Below are 16,887 nucleotides of genomic sequence, written 5' to 3' on the forward strand. Positions count from 1 at the left end.
CCAGCGGCCACGCACCACGAGACGGCCCGGGTGAGGCCGTCTCCCCCCGGATCCCGCCGGGCTCGCGGCGCGATCCGAAGGAGACGGTTCAGCCCGCACCCTCGGGTACGCCCCCGGTACGCGCGCGCGGCGGAGCGGTGGCCGCGCGGGCCGCCCAGGCCAGGCCCGCCACGGCGAGGGCCGGCAGCAGGACGCGCACGTCCACGGTCGTGACCAGGGCCGCGCCCAGGGCCAGGGCCAGCGCGTTGGGGACGAAGAGCGCCGTGTTCGCGGTCGCCGCGAGGCGGCCGGCCGCCTCCGCCGGGGCCTCCCGCTGGACCGCCGTCATCACGGCCACCAGGACCCACGGCATGCCGAGGCCGATCACCGCGCTCGCCGCGAGCGCCGCCGCCTCGTACGGCAGCGCCCGCACCCCGGCGGCCGTCGCGAAGAGCGCGAGTCCGGCGGCGGCGAGCGCCCGCTCCGGCACCCGGCGCAGCAGCGGGCCGGTGGTCAGGCCCGCCAGGACCGAGCCGGCGCCCTGCGCCGCGTACAGCACCCCGGCGTACGCGGCCGGCCGGCCGAGCCCGTCCACCACCGCGTACACCGCGGCCCCGTTCACCCCGGCGAGCAGCATGGTGAAGGACCCGGTGGCCACCAGCGGCCGCAGCGGCGGCGAGGCGGCGAGCAGCCGGACGCCCTCGGCGGTCTCCCGCCACCACGCCCTCCGCCCGCGGGGGCGCGGCGCCGGCCGCTCCTCCCGCACCCGCATCGCGGCGAACGCGGCCGCCGCCAGCGCGAAGGTCGCCGCGTCCAGGAGGGCCACGGGGCCGCCCCCGTAGCGGGCGAAGAGCCCCGCCGCGACCAGCGGGGCGATCAGCTTCATCGACTCGTTGGCCGTCGTCCGCCACCCGTTGACCGAGCCGAGCCGCTCCTTGTCGAAGCCGGTCGAGAGCAGCGCCTGCTCGGCCGCGTCATGGACGGCGCCCTGCGTCCCGTACAGCACGAGGACGGCGAAGAGGAGCCACACCCGGTCGGCCGAGGTCACCCAGAGCAGCGTCGGCAGCAGCGCCGCCGTCGCGAGGTCGAGGGCGATCAGCAGCGGACGGCGGCGCACCCGGTCCGCGAGCGTGCCGAGCAGCGGTCCGAGGAGGACGGGGGCCCAGAGGGCGAAGGCGGTGAGGGCCGCGAGGCCGTCCGAGCCCGTCAGCGACTTGACCCAGATCCCGGAGACCAGCCACATCGCCGTCGTCCCGAACCCGGACACGACCACACCTGTCAGATACCAGCGCATGGACGGAGGATCGCGTCTGAGGCGGCCCGACGGGATCGGGCAACCGCCCTATTCCCGAGGGGTCCCGGGGCCTATTTCCCGGCGTCGGGCCGGTTCTCGCGCCAGAGCGCCGCCCCCGTCGCCACCGCCCCGAGCCCCTCCCACAGGCCCACCCCGAGGAAGCCGGACGGGGCCCGCTCCGTGACCACCGCCAGGGTGAAGACCGCGCAGGTGAGCAGCCGGAAGGGAACCGTCCAGCGGAAGAACGCCCGCCAGTCGGCGAGCGCGGCGAGCACGTAGTAGACGCCCATGTTGAGCGCGGCCATGGAGGAGGCGGTGAGGAAGACCAGCGTGTGGTCGCCCTCCGCGCGCCGGCCGGCCGGCACCGGCTCGAAGCCCATCACCGTGAGGAGGGCGTCCGGGGCGACCAGGCCCACCACCCCCAGGGCGGCGGCGAGGGCGCCGAAGACCGCCATGGTCCAGCCGGACAGCGAACGGGGCAGGCGACGCACGACGGTCCTCCGCGAGGCGAGCGAGATCGGCAGTTCGAAAGGCTGCTCTCCGTTCGAGCGGGAGCGTGTGCCCCTGCATATCGCGCGAGGGCCCGCGGAGGCCAATCCGGCCCCCGCGGACGTCACTTCGGCGCCCCCGCGGACGTCGCTTCAGCGCCCCTGCGGACGTCGCCTCAGCGTTCCCGCGGACGTCACTTCAGCGCCGCCGCCATCATCTTCTGCGCCACCGGCGCCGCCAGCCCGTTGCCGCTGACCTCGGAACGGGCGGCGCCCGAGTCCTCGATCATCACGGCCACCGCCACCTGCTTCCCGGTCGACGGGTCCTTCGCGTAGGAGGTGAACCAGGCGTACGGCGTCTTGCTGTTGTTCTCGCCGTGCTGCGCCGTGCCCGTCTTGCCGCCGACCTCCGCCCCGGCGATCGCCGCGTTGCCGCCCGTGCCCTGCTCCACCACCGTCACCATCGCGCTGCGCAGCTGCTCGGCGGTGCCGGAGGAGACGATCCGGGTGGCGTCGCCGTCGTCGAAGGACTCCAGGGCGTCGCCGTCGGAGTCGACCACCTCGGAGACCATGTGCGGGGCGGCGAGCTGCCCGTCGTTGGCGATCACCGCCGAGACCATCGCCATCTGGAGCGGGGTGGCGGTGACGTCGAACTGCCCGATGCCGGTGAGCGCGGTCTGCGCCCGGTCCATCCCGGACGGGTAGACGCTCGCGTAGGCGCGGACCGGCACGTCCAGCTCGTCGTCGTTGAAGCCGAACTTCTCGGCCATCGCCCTCACCTTGTCCTGCCCCAGGTCGGCGGCCATCTTGGCGAAGACGTTGTTGCAGGAGTACCGCAGCGCGGTGCGGATCGTGGCGTTCTCGCAGGGCGCCGAGGCGTTCTCGTTCTTCAGGACGGTCCGGGTGTCCGGCAGGGTGTACGGGTCCGGGCTCTCGGTCCGCACGTCCACGGAGGAGTACAGGCCGTTTTCGAGGGCGGCGGCCGCGACGACCAGCTTGAAGGTGGAGCCGGGCGGCAGCGGCTGCCGCAGCGCCCGGTTGACCAGCGGCTTGTCGGGGTCCTCGGTCAGCTCCTTCCAGGCCGTGCCGTCCGTGCTGCCGGCGATGGCCGACGGGTCGTAGGAGGGCGTGGAGGCCATGGCGAGGATCCGGCCGCTCGCCGGGTCGACCGCGACGGCGGCGCCCTTCTTCTTCCCGAGCGCCTCGTAGGCGGCCTTCTGCACCTCCGGGTCGATCGTGGTGACGACCGTGCCCGGCTGCTGCTGCTTGCGGGTGACCGCGTCCACCGGGTTCTTCAGCCGGTCGTCGGTGCCGTCCAGGATCCCGGAGTAGATGCCCTCCAGCTGGGTGGCGCCGTACGCCTGCGAGCTGTAGCCGGTGACGGCCGCGTACAGCTCGCCGTCGGTGTAGCTCCGCTCGTACGCGAGATCACCGCTCGCGGTGTGCTTCGAGCCGGTGACCGGCGAGCCGGCCACCACGATGTTCCCGAGCGGCTGCGCGTACTGCGCGATGGTCTTCCGCCGGTTCTTGCTGTCGTTCGCGAGCGCCTTGCCCTCGTACGCCTGCACCCAGGTGGCCCGGCCGAGGAGGGCGAGCACGAGGAGCAGCGCGAAGACCGAGGTGCGCCTGATCGTCTTGTTCATGGCACCTGGAGGGACGAACGGGGCGGTGGGAGACGTTCCGGATGTGGCCCGATTCTCAGGAAACGTTCATCCGGCGCGTATCCGGCGCGTATCCGTCACGCGGCCGGCGCACCAGGAGCGCGTCCGTCACGCGTCCGGCGCACGTCGGACGCGTGACGGGTGCGTCCGGCGCTCCCGTACGCGATCGGGCCGGACCCGGCTCACAGCCTCCGGGTCGCCAGCGTCAGCCGGTCGCGCGCGTCGAAGAGGGCGTCCTTGATCAGCTGCTCGTGCGCCGGGGTCAGCCGGGCGGCCGGCACCGAGCAGCTCAGCGCGTCCCGGGCCGGGTCCCGGTAGGGGATCGCCACCGCGAAGCAGCGCAGCCCCAGGGTGTTCTCCTCGCGGTCCACCGCGTACCCCAGCTCGCGCACCCCCGCCAGCTCCTCGATCAGCCGCTCCCGGTCGGTGATCGTGTGCTCGGTCACCGCCGGCAGGCTCTCCGGCAGCAGCTCCCGCACCTGCTCGTCGTCGTGGGTGGCGAGCAGCGCCTTGCCCAGCGCGGTCGAGTGCGCGGGGAGCCGCCGGCCGACCCGGGTGAAGGGCCGCAGGTGGTGCTGGGACTGGCGGGTGGCCAGATAGACCACGCTGGTGCCGTCGAGCCGGGCGAGGTGGACGGTCTCGGTGGTGTCGTCCGACAGCCGGTCCAGGGTGACCCGGGAGGCCGCCACGACCTCGTCGCCGTCGATGTACGAGGTCCCCACGAGCAGCGCCCGCACCCCGATGCCGTACCTCGTGCCGGTGGCGTCGGTCTCCACCCAGCCCAGTTCGACCAGGGTGCGCAGCAGCATGTACAGGCTCGACTTGGGGTAGCCCACGGCCTCCTGGACGGCGGCCAGGGTGTGCATCCCGGGCCGTCCGGCGAAGAACTCCAGGAGCTCCACCGTCCGCACCGCGGACTTCACCTGCGCACCGCTCGCGTCGGCACCCGCCATGACCCCGCCCTTCTCGCTGACTTACGGACGACCTTGTGGGAACACCCGTGGCGTCAATAGAGTCCACCCCGAAGCGTTCATGCACAAGAACGACGTTCATCATAGTGAACAGGGGTGTGGCGGTGTCGGCAGCAGCAGTGTGGAGTGTGGACCCTCGGACGGGGAAGCGGCGCGAGCAGGTCGCGACGGAGGCCACAGCCGCCGGCGTCGACCGCGCGGTCCGCGCCGCGCACGCCACCCGGGAGTCCCTCGCCGACCGCACGGTCAGGGCCGCCTTCCTCAGGACCGCCGCCGACCTCCTCGACGCCTCCGCCGACGAGGTCGTCGCCGCCGCCGACGCCGAGACCGCCCTCGGCGTCCCCCGGCTCACCGGCGAGCTCGCCCGCACCAGCGCCCAGCTGCGCTCCTTCGCCGCGGTCGTCGAGGACGGCGCCTACCTCGACGTGCGCATCGACCTGCCCGACCCGACGGCCGTGCCGCCCCGCCCCGACCTGCGCCGCTGGAAGATCCCGCTCGGCGTCGTCGCCGTCTACGCGGCCAGCAACTTCCCGCTCGCCTTCTCCGTCCCCGGCGGCGACACCGCCAGCGCGCTCGCCGCGGGCTGCCCCGTCGTCGTCAAGGCCCACCCCGACCACCCGGCCACCTCCGAGCTGGCCGCCGCCCTGCTGCGCCGCGCCGCCGTCAAGGCCGGGCTCCCCGAGGACGTCGTCGTCCTGGTGCACGGCTTCGACGCGGGCGTCGAGCTGGTCCGCCACCCGCTGGTCGCGGCCGTCGGCTTCACCGGCTCCGTGCGCGGCGGCCGGGCACTCTTCGACGCCGCCGTCGCCCGCCCCGTGCCGATCCCCTTCCACGGCGAGCTCGGCTCCCTCAATCCGGTCGTCGTCACCCCCGGCGCGGTCGCCGAGCGGGCCGAGGAGACCGGCGCGGGCCTGGCCGGCTCCATGACCCTGGGCGCGGGCCAGTTCTGCACCAAGCCCGGCTTCGTCCTCGCCCCGGCCGGCCCCGACGGCGACCGCTTCCTCGCCGCGCTCACCGAGGGCGTCGCCCAGGCGGCCCCCGCCGTCCTGCTCGACCACCGGATGCGGACCGCCTTCGTCGACGGCGTCACCGAGCGGGCCGCCCTCGACGGCGTCGGGGCCCCCGTCGTCCCCGGCGCGGCCGCCGAGCACACCGTCACCCCCGGCGTCCTCACCGTCGACGCGGCCCGGCTCGCCGCCGGCGAGCACGCCCTCCTCCTGGAGGAGTGCTTCGGCCCCGTCACCGTCGTCGCCCGCTACACCGACGAGGCGGAGATCGCCGCCGTCCTCGGCCGGCTGCCGGGCAACCTCACCGCCACCCTGCACTGCGCCGACGAGGACCCCGCCGCCCCCGGCCTGCTCGCCGCCCTCACCCCGCTCGCCGGCCGCGTGCTCGTCGGCGGCTGGCCCACCGGCGTCGCCGTCGCCGCCGCCCAGCACCACGGCGGCCCCTACCCGGCCACCACCTCGACCGCCACCTCGGTCGGCGCCACCGCCATCGAGCGCTGGCTCCGCCCGGTCGCCTACCAGTCCACCCCCCTGCACCTGCTCCCGCCGGAGCTGCGCGACGCCCCGGAGGCGTAAACGGAATGAAATCCGCCGGGGGCGGTGTTGTAGCGGGGACAGCCCGCCCCCCGGAGGTAAGGAAACCCATGCGCGTCGAGATCTGGTCGGACATCGCTTGTCCCTGGTGCTATATCGGAAAGGCCCGCTTCGAGAAGGGGCTCGCGGCGTTCGCGCACCGCGACGACGTCGAGGTCGTGCACCGGTCCTTCGAGCTCGACCCGCACCGCGCCAAGGGCGAGGCCGGGCCCGTCCTGGAGATGCTGGCGAAGAAGTACGGGCGGACGCTCGACGAGGCGCGGGCCATGGAGGCGCACGTCGCCTCCAACGCGCACTCCGAGGGCCTGGAGTACCTGACCGACGGCCGTGACCACGGCAACACCTTCGACATCCACCGGCTGCTCCACCTCGCCAAGGAGCGGGGCCGGCAGAACGAACTGCTCGACCTCGCCTACAAGGCGAACTTCGCCGAGGAGCGGTCGGTCTTCGACGCCGAGACCCTGGTGACCCTCGCCGTCGAGGCCGGGCTCGACGAGGCCGAGGCCCGGGGCGTGCTCGCCGACGAGACCGCCTACGCCGACGCCGTGCGCGCCGACGAGCGCGAGGCCGCCGAACTCGGCGCCAACAGCGTGCCGTTCTTCGTCCTCGACCGCCGCTACGGCGTCTCCGGCGGCCAGCCCGCCGAGGTCTTCACCCAGGCCCTGGAGCAGGCCTGGCAGGGCCGCGTCCTCCAGCCGGTCGGCGCCGCCGCCGACGCGGAGGCCTGCGGCCCGGACGGCTGCGAGGTGCCGCCGCGCGACTGACCCCCTCCGACCTGCGGAGATAAGCGGCGCTTGGGGGTTCCCCATGATCAACGGGCATTGACGGCAGGTCGCGAGGCGCCCAGGGTGGGGACATGGACCCCCTCGACCAGCCGCTCGGCGGCGCCGAGTTCGCCCCCAAGCGGACCTACCTGAACACTTCCGCCTGCGCCCTGCTGCCGCGCCGCACCGTCGAGGCGGTCACCCTCCTCGCCGAGGAGACCGCCGACGGGCGGGCCGGCGGCGCCGGCAGCTTCGACGTCGTCGACGAGGCCCGTGCCTCCTTCGCCCGGATCGCCTCCGTCGCGCCCGAGCGGGTCGCGGTCGGCAGCTCGGTCGCCGTGCACTGCGGGATGATCGCCCAGTCGATGCCCGCGGGCGCCGAGATCCTCTTCCCCGAGGGCGACTTCTCCTCCGTCATCACGCCCTTCACGGTCCGCGGCGACCTGAAGGTCCGCTTCGTGCCGCTGGAGCGGCTCGCCGAGTCCGTCCGCCCGGAGACCGCCCTGGTCGCCTTCTCCGCCGTGCAGTCGGCGGACGGCCGCACCGCGGACTTCGCCGCCGTCCGGGCCGCGGCCCGGGCCCACGGCGCCCGTACCCTCCTCGACGCCACCCAGTCCGCGGGCTGGCTGCCGCTGTCGGCGGGGGAGTGGGACTACACGGTCGCCGGCGCCTACAAGTACCTGCTCTGCCCGCGCGGCGCCTCCTTCCTCACCGTCACCGAGGAGGCCCAGGACAGCCTGCTGCCGATCCACGCGGGGTGGGTCACCGGCGAGGAGCTGTGGGTCAACAGCTACGGCCCGGTGCGTGAACTCGCCCGCTCCGCCCGCCGGTTCGACGAGCCCGCCGCCTTCCTCTCGTACCACGGCGCCGCCCGCTCGCTGGCCCTCCTGGAGGAGGTCGGCATCGAGCGGATCGAGGCCCACGACAAGGGGCTCGCGGCCCGCTTCCGCGCCGGACTGCTCTCCCTCGGGCACGAGCCGGTCATGGACGACTCCACGGTCGTCGCGGTCCCCGGCCTCGGCCACCGCGCGGACGCCCTGCAGGCCGCGGACGTCCTGCTGTCGGCCCGTGCCGGCAACCTCCGCGCCTCCTTCCACCTGTACAACACGGCGGCGGACGTCGACCGCGCCCTGGACGTCCTCGCGGGCTGAGCGCCGCCCGCCGGCTCGGCGGATCGACAGGTCGGCGGTTCGGCGGATCGACAGGTCGGCCGCTCAGTCTCCAGGCAGCTCGGCCGCTCGGCGGCTCAGCAGCTCGGCGGCGGGCACTCGCCCGCCTCGTCCGCCTCCGCGCGCAGGTTCTCCGCCAGGACCCCGAGGAGGCGGGCCAGTTCGGCCCGCTCGGCCGGGCCGAGTCCGGCCAGGGAGCTCTCCTCCAGGTCGGACCAGGCGTTCTCGACGCCGGTCTTCAGCGCCTGCCCCTCCTCCGTCGCCTCGACGAGCACCGCCCGCCGGTCGGCGGGGTCGGGGGAGCGGCGCACGTAGCCGCACTGCTCCAGGCGCTGGAGCATCTTCGTCACGGTCGACGGGTCCAGGCCGAGCGACTGGATCAGTTCCGACTGGCGGGCCGCCCCGCAGTCCCACAGCCGCATCATCATCAGTTCCTGGCCCGGGTAGAGGCCGAGTTCGCGCAGGCGCCGCCCCATGGCTATCCGGTGCGTGCGGGAGACCCGGGCGAGAGTCATGCCGACCGGGCCGCCGCGCGCGGCGGACGGCAGGGGCTCGGTACAGGCGGCTTCGGCAGCGGTCATCAGGGCTCCTCCGGGCGGCTCTTCCCTCCCCAGGTTACCGCGACCGAAAGATTTGCTTGGCTGGCCAACGAATGGGTTACAGTGGCGACAGGCCGAATACTTGGCCGACCACATATATCCCCGGGAGACCGCCATGCCCACCGCCTTCGACCCCGTCGACCTCGCCGGCACCCCCCTCGCCAACCGGATCGCCATGGCCCCCATGACCCGCAGCAGGGCCGACGGCGGGAGCCGCACCCCCACCGACGTCGTCGTCGAGTACTACGCCCAGCGCGCCTCCGCCGGCCTGATCATCACCGAGGGCGTCCAGCCCGTCCCCGAGGGCCAGGGCTACCCCGACACCCCCGGCCTCCACAGCCGCGAGCAGATCGCCGCCTGGCGCAAGGTCACCGACGCCGTCCACGAGCGCGGCGGCCGGATCTTCGCCCAGCTCATGCACTCCGGCCGGATCGGCCACCCCGACCTCCTCGACGACGGCCTCCACCCCGTCGGCCCCTCCGCGGTCGCCGCCGCCGGGCAGGTCTTCACCCACGAGGGCCCCAAGGACTTCGTCATCCCCCGCGCCCTCACCGGGGACCAGGTCCACGAGGCGATCGCCGGCTTCGCCGCCGCCGCCCGCAACGCCGTGGAGGCCGGCTTCGACGGCGTGGAGATCCACGGCGCCAACGGCTACCTGATCCAGCAGTTCCTCGCCTCCGGCTCCAACCACCGCACCGACGAGTGGGGCGGCTCCGTCGAGAACCGGATCCGCTTCGCGACCGAGGTCGTCCGGGCCGTCGCCGCCGAGATCGGCCCCGACCGCACCGGACTGCGGATCTCCCCGGCCAACACCCTCAACGACATCGCCGAGACCGAGACCGAGGAGCTCTACACGGCCCTGCTCGCCGCGATCGAGCCCCTCGGCATCGCCTACCTCCACGTCCTGGAGACCGCCCCCGAGCGCCGCCCCTTCGTCCACGAGCTGCGCAAGCGCTTCGCCGGCGCCTTCATCCTCAACCCGGCCACCGAGGGCCCCACCGGCGCCGCCGACCTCGCCCTCGTCGAGGACGGCACCGCCGACCTCCTCGCCTTCGGCCGGCTCTTCGTCGCCAACCCCGACCTGCCCGCCCGGCTGCGCGCCGACGGCCCCTACAACGACCTGGACGGCGCCACCCTGTACGGCGGCGACCACCGCGGCTACGTCGACTACCCGGCGCTGTAACCCCGCACGCGCCGGAGGGGCGGGACCCGTCGACCGGACCCCGCCCCTCCTCGCGCGTACCGCCTACCAGGCCCCGGTGACCGCCCGGCGCGCGCCCTCCAGGTCCACCGTCCGGCCCTCCTCGCCGAGCACCGCGCCCAGCGCGGCCAGCGAGGACTGCACCGCGTTCGGGGTCGCGTCGGCCCCGTAGTGGTTCACCCGGACCATCTCCTTCGCCAGCGCCCCGCCGCCCGCGATCAGCGGCAGCGACGGGTCGGCGGCGAGCGCCTTCGCCACCAGCTCCGAGGCGTTCAGCTCCGCGGGGACCCGCAGCGTGGTCGCCACCGGCGCCGCGTCCGCCGCCTCGTACACGTACGGCTCCAGGCCGCCGCCCAGCGCCAGCGCGCCCGCGCGGGTCGCCGCCGCGGCCGAGGCGTGCCGGGCCATCAGCGCGTCCAGGCCCTCCGCCTCGATCCGCTCCACACACGCCTCCAGGGCCAGCATCTCCAGCTGCGCGGGGGCGTGGAGCAGCGTCCTGCGGCCGCCGTCGATCCAGCGCTCCTTCCAGTCCAGGAGGGAGAGGTACGAGCGGCGCGGAGCGGCCGGGTTGGCGGCGAACCGCTCCCAGGCCCGCTCGCTCACCGAGACCGCGGAGACGCCCGCCGGGCCGCCCATCGCCTTCTGCGCGCCGATGATGCACAGGTCGACGCCCCAGGCGTCCGGCAGCACCGGCTCGGCGCCGATCGAGGCCACCGCGTCCAGGTAGAAGAGCGCGCCGTGGGCACGCACGACCTCGCCGATCTCCGCGACCGGGTTGGTGTTCCCGGTGGCGGCCTCGGCGTGCACCAGCGAGACGAAGTCGATCTCCGGGTGCTCGGCCAGCGCCCGCTCCACCTGCTCGGCGGTGACCGCCGTGTGGAAGGGCACGGCCAGGTCGACCACGGTCGCCCCGCAGTCGCGCAGCCAGTTCCCGAAGGTCTGCCCGTACGGACCGGTGACCACGTTCAGCGCGGTCGAACCGGCCCGCGCCCCGCTGCGGATGCACCCCTCCAGGGGCAGCAGCGCCTCGCCCTGGGCGATCACCACGTCCTGCTCGGTGGAGAGCAGCGCGGCGACCCGCCGCTCGATGGACGCGAAGTGCGCGGCGGTCATCGGGGCCAGGTCGAGCAGCGGATGTGTCACGGTCACGGTGGTGCCTTCTCGGGTCGGTGGTACGGCCGGTGGCCAGCGTACGCCCACCGCTCCCGCGGGCCCTCGTACAGTGCAGCCATGAGCGATCACGAGGTGTTGCACGTGAAGGGGCGGGTGCTCGTCGGCCCGGAGGACGTACGGGACGAACTCTGGTGCGTGGGCGGGCGGATCACCTTCGAGCGGCCCGCCGGCGAGGCCCTGACGGTGACGGGCTGGGTGCTGCCCGGGCTCGTCGACGCCCACTGCCACGTCGGCCTCGACCGGCACGGCCCGGTGGACGCGGCCACCGCCGAGAAGCAGGCCCTCACCGACCGGGACGCCGGCACCCTGCTGATCCGGGACGCCGGCTCGCCCTCCGACACCCGCTGGATCGACGACCGCGAGGACCTGCCGAAGATCATCCGGGCGGGCCGGCACATCGCCCGCACCCGCCGCTACATCCGCAACTACGCCCACGAGATCGAGCCCGCCGACCTGGTGGAGTACGTGGGCCGGGAGGCCCGGCGCGGCGACGGCTGGGTCAAGCTGGTCGGCGACTGGATCGACCGCGAGGTCGGCGACCTCGCCCCGTCCTGGCCGCGCCCCGAGGTGGAGGCGGCGATCGCGGAGGCGCACCGGCTCGGCGCCCGGGTCACCGCCCACTGCTTCGCCGAGGACTCGCTGCGCGACCTCGTCGAGGCCGGCATCGACTGCGTCGAGCACGCCACCGGCCTGACCGAGGAGACGATCCCGCTCTTCGCGGAGCGCGGGGTGGCCATCGTGCCGACCCTGGTCAACATCGCGACCTTCCCGCACCTCGCCGACGGCGGCGAGGCCAGGTTCCCCCGCTGGTCGGCCCATATGCGCCGGCTGCACGAGCGCCGGTACGACACCGTGCGCGCCGCCTACGACGCCGGGGTCCCGGTCTTCGTCGGCACCGACGCGGGCGGCTCCCTCGCCCACGGCCTGGTCGCCGAGGAGGTGGAGGAGCTGACGAAGGCCGGCATCCCGCCGCTCGACGCGCTCTCGGCCACCACCTGGGGGGCGAGGGCCTGGCTGGGCCGCCCCGCCCTGGAGGAGGGCGCTCCCGCCGACCTCGTCGTCTACGACCAGGACCCCCGCGCGGACGTCCGCGCGCTCGCCGCGCCGCGCCGGGTCGTGGTCGACGGGCGGATCCTCGTCTGAGGGGTCCGTCAGACGGCCCGGCGGAGGAAGGCCAGCCGGGCCTTCTTCTCGGGGATGAAGACCTCCGGCAGGTCGACCTCGGGGAGGACGACCTCCGGGCCGAGCTCGAAGCCGGCCCGCGCCATGCGGGCGACGGCCTTCTCGTTCGCCGCGTCCGGCTCCACCACGATGCGGGTGTGGTCGCGGAGGCAGAAGGTGGTGAGGACGGAGAGCAGTCCGGCCGTGAAGCCGTGGGACGGGGCGGTGCTCGGGGCGATGAAGAGGTGACAGCCGATGTCGCCCTCCTCGACCTCGTAGCACTCGCTGACCCGGTCCGCCTCGGGCTCGTACGTCTGGAAGATCGCGGCCGGCTCCCCGTCGAGCTCCACCATGAAGCCGTGGTGGGTGGTGAGCGAGTCCAGGTGCGCGTAGACGTCCCTGACCTGCTCGACGGTGGTGCCGTTCATGCCCCAGAAGCGCGCCCGCTCCTCGTTGACCCAGGTGTGGATCAGCGGGGCGTCCGTGTCCGGGGCGATGGGTCTGACGACGACGGTGCCGAAGCCCTCGACGGTCTGGACGTGTACGGGGGTGGTCATCCCTGCTCCTTGGTGAGGCGGTTCCAGTCGGTGGTGACGGGGGCGAGGTCGCCCCGCAGCCACAGGGGGAGTTGGTCTTCGTGGTGCGGGTCGCCGGCCACCCCGGAGGTACCGAACGGCACGATCCAGCCACTGCGTTCGCGGTCGGCGAGGTCCCACACGTAACGGGCGGCGGACGCCCGGGCGCCGCGGTCGGTGTAACCGGGGACGCTGGAGGTGGAGAGCACGCAGTCGTGGTCGCCGCCGAGCCCGGGCCACCGCTCGTCGTCGGGGTCGGGGAGCGCCTGCCAGGGGGCCAGCCGGTGGGTGGCGCCCCAGGCGGACGGGGGCTCGCCCGCGCCGGTCTCCTCCAGGGCCTCGCGGACGATCCGGGCCACGTCCCCGGCCGGTACGGGACCGGTCACCAGGAGCGTCTCCAGGGCGAGGCCGACCCGGGGACCGAGGTACAGCCAGGGCCGGAACAGCTCGGGGTGCGGGGCGGGTTCGCGCAGCCCGGCGAAGGCCTCGTGCGCGGCCAGCCGGCGTACGACCGCGCCCCGCACGGCCGCGTAGAGCCCGGCGTCGACGCTCTCCGCGTCCATCCGCCGGTCCCAGGCGAGCAGCCGTTCCCGCACGCCCCCGGCGGCGGGGGAGAGGCCGTCGGCGGCCTCGACGGCGGCGAGGAGCCGGGCCGCCGCGCGGCTGTCGGTGTCGCGGTGGACGGCGGCGGTGGCCTCGGGGGTCCAGGCGGCGGAGCCGTCGAGGAGCGCGGCGATCCGGTCGGCCCGGTGCGGGGGCGCGAACTCGACGCCGAGCGGCGCGGCGAGCCCCCGGGCGTTGGCCATCACGGCGTACCCGTCGGCCACCCCGGCGCGCGGCAGCGGCGCCGGCTCCGGCCCCCAGGCGTGCGCCGGCTCCCAGGCGGGCACGGGGCGCAGCGAGTTGGACCGGTCGCGTACGGGGACGTGCCCGGCGACCCGGTGCAGCGTCCCGCCCCCGGTGTCGGCGGCGAGCACCACGTTCACCGGCTCCACCCAGGCGTCGAGCGCCGCGTCGACGTCGGCGACGGTACGGGCGGCGAGCAGGCGCGGCAGGGCCTCGAAGCCCAGCCGGCCGGTGACCCGGGGCACGTACCGCAGGCTCAGCCCCTCCCACTCGGCGCCCGGCTCGTCCGGCCCCTCGCCCGTGATCACCGGGCCGCGCCCGGTCTCGACCACCTCGACGAGGACCGGCTCGCCGCCGGCCACCTCGACCGTCTCGGTGTGCGCGGCGGCCGGGCGCCAGCCCTCGGGGCCGTACGCCTCCACACCGCCGCCCGCGGTGCGCCGCAGCCGCTCCCGGTAGAGGTCCTGGTAGTCCGCCATCGCGTTGGTGATGGCCCAGGCGACCGGGCCGGCGTGCCCGAAGTGGGCGAGCCCGGGCACGCCGGGCACGGCGAGGCCGACGACGTCGTACGCGGGGCAGGCGAGCCGGATCTGCTGGTAGACGCCCGGCGCCTCGATGAACCGGTGGGGGTCGCCGGCCACCAGGGCCGCCCCGCTCGCGGTCCGCTCGCCGGTCACCAGCCAGCCGTTGGAGCCGGCCGTGGCCGGCCCGTCGGCGGCGAACAGCTCGGTCCACTCCTCGCCCAGGGCGACGGCGACCTGCTCGCGCCAGAGCTTGGTCGGGAAGCCGGCGAAGAGGATGTGGGTGGAGAGCCAGACAGCCAGCGGCGTCCACGCCTCCCAGCGGCCGGGGGCGAGCCCGGTGGCGGCGAACTCGGGGGCGCGGCGGGCCCCTTCGGCCAGACCGGCGTTCACCCCGTCCGCGTACGCCCGCACCCAGTCCGCGGTCTCCGGGTCGCCCTCCTCCAGGCGGGCGAGACAGTGGCGCGCGGTGTCGGCGAGCCTGGCCCGGCGGACGAAGGCGTCCCAGCCGGTCTCGGCCGCGCCGAGGAAGGCGGCCGTGGTGCCCTGGGCCCGGTGGCGCTCGACCTCCAGTTGCCAGGCGCGGTCCCGGGCGGTGACCCGGCCCTGTGCGAAGGCCAGTTCCTCCGGGTCCGCGGCGCGCAGATGGGGGACGCCGTACGCGTCCCGGTAGACCTCGATGCTCACCCGTACCGATCCCGTCCGTGTGCTTTCAGATGCCGTTAGGTTAGGCTGGCCTAAATTGATCGTCGACCCAAGGTAACCCATGGGTCCGGGGGAGGAGCACGCGGTGGGGCACGGGTGGCAGGGCGCCGTCCTGAAGTTGATGGGCGCCAAGGACTTCACGTTCACCGTCACGGGGGCCGAGCGGGTCACCGAGGACTACCGGAGGGTCCACTTCACGGACGGCGGGCTGCTCGCCGCCGCCGGGGTGCACCCGACGATGTGGGTCCGCATCTGGTTCGCGAACGCCGGGAAACCGCACCAGCGGGCCTACACCCTGGTCGACCCCGACCGGGACGCCGGCACCTTCAGCCTGGAGTTCGCCCTCCACGACGGGCCCGCCAGCCACTGGGCCCGCGACTGCGCCCCCGGCGACACCGTCGAGGCCACCCTCCAGGGCACCGGCTTCGAGACCCCCGAACCCCGGCCCGGGCGGCTCCTCGTCATCGGCGACCCGGCCTCGCTGCCGGCCGTCAACTCGCTGCTCGACGCCCACCCGGACATCCCGGCCACCATCTGGTTCGAGACCCAGCACGCCTCCGACGAGGAGCTGCCCTTCCGGGTCGATCCGGACCGCCACGAGCTGCGCCGGGTCCCCCGGCAGCGCTCCGGCGCCGCCCTCGTCGAGCGGATCAGGGCCGAACTGCCCGCGCTGGCGGGGCCGGAGGCGTACGTGTGGATCGCCTGCGACACGGCGACCACCCGCGCCCTGGCCGCGTACACGCGCAAGGAGCTCGCGCTGCCCAAGGAGCGGGTCCACGCGCTCGGCTACTGGCGCCCGAGCTGAGCCCTTCCGCCCCGGAGCGAAGTTGACGATCCGTGACCCCGCCGGGGCGCGGATCGTTTTTCTGCGCGACGCCTGGGGTGGCCGGGAACGGTTGTGTCGAAAAAATTCGAAAATGAACACGGAAACCCCCCTTTGGAGTGAACTCACGTCAGGCGACCGTGAGTTCACTCTCCGTGCGTAAAGATTCCGGTGTCTCAAGTCGCCGCCGCCGCGCAGATCCACCGTCCCCGTGGTGAGCGGCCGGCGACGCCATGCCTTTCTGTGGGGGTTCCACCATCTTGAACAGCAACACCTTCCGCGCGCCCGTCCGCCGCACCGCCGCCGCCGCGACCGTCGTCGCCCTGGCCGTCGGGCCCGTCCTTCTCGCGGCCCCCGCCGCGCAGGCGACGGACGGCGAGCGTCGCGAGGGCCGCGCCACCGCCGCCGTGCTCCGCACCGGACTCGACGTCTCCCTCCTCGACGAGACGGTGAAGGTCCCGGTCCGCGCCTCGCTCAACGAGGTCAAGGCACCCGAGAGCGAGAGCGAGACCGCGCTCAGCGTGAAGGTGCGGGGCGCGGAGGGCGGCGAGCCCGTCGACATCCTCACCGCCGACGTCGCCACCTCGACCGCCACCGTCGACGAGCGCAAGGCCGAGGGGTACGTCAACCTCGCCAAGGCCCGCGTCCACGTCCCCGGCCTGCCCTCCCTCGCCATCGTCGAAGTCGAGAAGGTCACCTCCAAGGCGGTCTGCGAGACCGGGAAGAAGCCGGTCGCCGAGTCCAACGTCCTCGGACACGTCCGCGCCCTCGGCAAGAAGGTCACCCTCACCGCCGGTGGCCGCACCGAGCTCGACGTGCCCGCGGTCGGCCGGATCACGCTGGACCTCTCCCGCACCCACACCACCTCCCGGACCGCGGCCGCCACGGCCCTGGAGCTCGACGTGGAGGTCGACCCGCTCGACCTCGGCGTCGCCAAGGTCAAGGGCACGGTCACCCTCGCCGAGGCGACCTGCGAGACCCCCGACGGCCCGGCCCCGACCGAGAAGCCCACGGAGAAGCCCACGGAGAAGCCGACCGAGAAGCCGACCGAGAAGCCCGCCGAGCAGCCGTCCGAGCAGCCCTCGCCGCAGCCCACCGAGCCCAAGGGCGACGGCGGGATCAAGACGAACAACGGCGGCTCCACCCCGACGCAGAACCTCGCCGAGACCGGCGGCAGCTCCACCACCCCGTACATCGCGGGCGGCGCCCTCGCCCTCGTCCTCGCCGGCGGCGGCGCCCTCGCCCTGACCCGCTTCCGCTCCCGCGCCCGGGGCTGACCGCCCGAGGGGGAGAGACGTCAGGGGGACGCAGGGGGAACCGGCCCGGGGCGGGCGGTGTGACGACACCGTCCGCCCC

General features: G+C 74.6%; 15 protein-coding genes. 7 read left to right on the forward strand and 8 right to left on the reverse strand.

The features are described from left to right. Positions 1 to 88 precede the first annotated feature (88 nt). The 4 genes from ACFQ8C_RS25410 to ACFQ8C_RS25425 all read right to left on the reverse strand — a co-directional run bounded on the left by ACFQ8C_RS25410 (position 89) and on the right by ACFQ8C_RS25425 (position 4,375). Complete coding sequence (locus ACFQ8C_RS25410; protein WP_383461620.1) at positions 89 to 1,273, reverse strand: MFS transporter; 1,185 nt, start codon at positions 1,271 to 1,273, stop codon at positions 89 to 91. A 71-nt stretch (positions 1,274 to 1,344) separates the two neighbouring features. Next, a complete protein-coding gene (locus ACFQ8C_RS25415) occupies positions 1,345 to 1,728 on the reverse strand; it encodes a hypothetical protein (protein ID WP_383461646.1) in 384 nt (127 codons plus the stop codon). 227 nt (positions 1,729 to 1,955) lie between these two features. Beyond that, entirely contained in the window at positions 1,956 to 3,404 is a 1,449-nt protein-coding gene (locus tag ACFQ8C_RS25420; protein WP_383461622.1) for a peptidoglycan D,D-transpeptidase FtsI family protein, read from the reverse strand. Positions 3,405 to 3,604: 200 nt separating this feature from the next. After that, entirely contained in the window at positions 3,605 to 4,375 is a 771-nt protein-coding gene (locus tag ACFQ8C_RS25425) for an IclR family transcriptional regulator (RefSeq protein ID WP_383461623.1), read from the reverse strand. Between the two features lie 122 nt (positions 4,376 to 4,497). Here ACFQ8C_RS25425 and ACFQ8C_RS25430 point away from each other — a divergent pair, with 122 nt between their 5' ends. From ACFQ8C_RS25430 to ACFQ8C_RS25440, 3 genes are all read left to right on the forward strand, one after another. Beyond that, positions 4,498 to 5,976, forward strand: coding sequence for an aldehyde dehydrogenase (NADP(+)) (locus ACFQ8C_RS25430; protein ID WP_383461626.1), 1,479 nt, complete (start codon positions 4,498 to 4,500; stop codon positions 5,974 to 5,976). Positions 5,977 to 6,044: 68 nt separating this feature from the next. Then, complete coding sequence (locus tag ACFQ8C_RS25435; RefSeq protein WP_383461627.1) at positions 6,045 to 6,758, forward strand: DsbA family oxidoreductase; 714 nt, start codon at positions 6,045 to 6,047, stop codon at positions 6,756 to 6,758. A gap of 92 nt (positions 6,759 to 6,850) precedes the next feature. Then, positions 6,851 to 7,909: an aminotransferase class V-fold PLP-dependent enzyme gene (locus tag ACFQ8C_RS25440; protein WP_383461629.1), complete on the forward strand. Its 1,059-nt coding sequence runs from the start codon at positions 6,851 to 6,853 to the stop codon at positions 7,907 to 7,909. 95 nt (positions 7,910 to 8,004) lie between these two features. Here ACFQ8C_RS25440 and ACFQ8C_RS25445 read toward each other — a convergent pair whose 3' ends face one another. Continuing rightward, a complete protein-coding gene (locus tag ACFQ8C_RS25445) occupies positions 8,005 to 8,508 on the reverse strand; it encodes a MarR family winged helix-turn-helix transcriptional regulator (RefSeq protein ID WP_383461630.1) in 504 nt (167 codons plus the stop codon). Positions 8,509 to 8,641: 133 nt separating this feature from the next. Here ACFQ8C_RS25445 and ACFQ8C_RS25450 point away from each other — a divergent pair, with 133 nt between their 5' ends. Then, positions 8,642 to 9,709, forward strand: a complete 1,068-nt coding sequence (locus tag ACFQ8C_RS25450) for an alkene reductase (protein ID WP_383461632.1) — start codon at positions 8,642 to 8,644, stop codon at positions 9,707 to 9,709. Between the two features lie 63 nt (positions 9,710 to 9,772). Here the strand turns inward: ACFQ8C_RS25450 and ACFQ8C_RS25455 are convergent, their stop codons facing one another. Continuing rightward, positions 9,773 to 10,870 carry a pyridoxal-phosphate-dependent aminotransferase family protein gene (locus tag ACFQ8C_RS25455; RefSeq protein WP_383461648.1) on the reverse strand — a complete coding sequence of 366 codons (1,098 nt, stop codon included), beginning with the start codon at positions 10,868 to 10,870 and terminating at the stop codon, positions 9,773 to 9,775. 87 nt (positions 10,871 to 10,957) lie between these two features. Here ACFQ8C_RS25455 and ACFQ8C_RS25460 point away from each other — a divergent pair, with 87 nt between their 5' ends. Beyond that, entirely contained in the window at positions 10,958 to 12,043 is a 1,086-nt protein-coding gene (locus tag ACFQ8C_RS25460) for an amidohydrolase family protein (protein ID WP_383461634.1), read from the forward strand. An 8-nt stretch (positions 12,044 to 12,051) separates the two neighbouring features. Here ACFQ8C_RS25460 and ACFQ8C_RS25465 read toward each other — a convergent pair whose 3' ends face one another. After that, a complete protein-coding gene (locus ACFQ8C_RS25465) occupies positions 12,052 to 12,618 on the reverse strand; it encodes a GNAT family N-acetyltransferase (RefSeq protein ID WP_383461635.1) in 567 nt (188 codons plus the stop codon). After that, positions 12,615 to 14,690 (reverse strand): penicillin acylase family protein, encoded by a 2,076-nt coding sequence (locus ACFQ8C_RS25470; RefSeq protein WP_383461637.1) that lies wholly within the window; start codon positions 14,688 to 14,690, stop codon positions 12,615 to 12,617. The genes ACFQ8C_RS25465 and ACFQ8C_RS25470 overlap by 4 nt, the downstream gene beginning before the upstream one ends. A 103-nt stretch (positions 14,691 to 14,793) precedes the next feature. Between ACFQ8C_RS25470 and ACFQ8C_RS25475 the strand changes: the two genes are divergently transcribed. Continuing rightward, a complete protein-coding gene (locus ACFQ8C_RS25475) occupies positions 14,794 to 15,513 on the forward strand; it encodes a siderophore-interacting protein (protein WP_383461639.1) in 720 nt (239 codons plus the stop codon). 278 nt (positions 15,514 to 15,791) lie between these two features. Further along, on the forward strand, positions 15,792 to 16,808 hold the full coding sequence (locus tag ACFQ8C_RS25480) for an SCO1860 family LAETG-anchored protein (protein WP_383461641.1): 1,017 nt from the start codon (positions 15,792 to 15,794) through the stop codon (positions 16,806 to 16,808). Positions 16,809 to 16,887: the final 79 nt, after the last annotated feature.

Origin of the sequence: Streptomyces sp. NPDC056503, from assembly GCF_042794995.1 — a bacterium.
GTDB lineage: Bacteria > Actinomycetota > Actinomycetes > Streptomycetales > Streptomycetaceae > Streptomyces.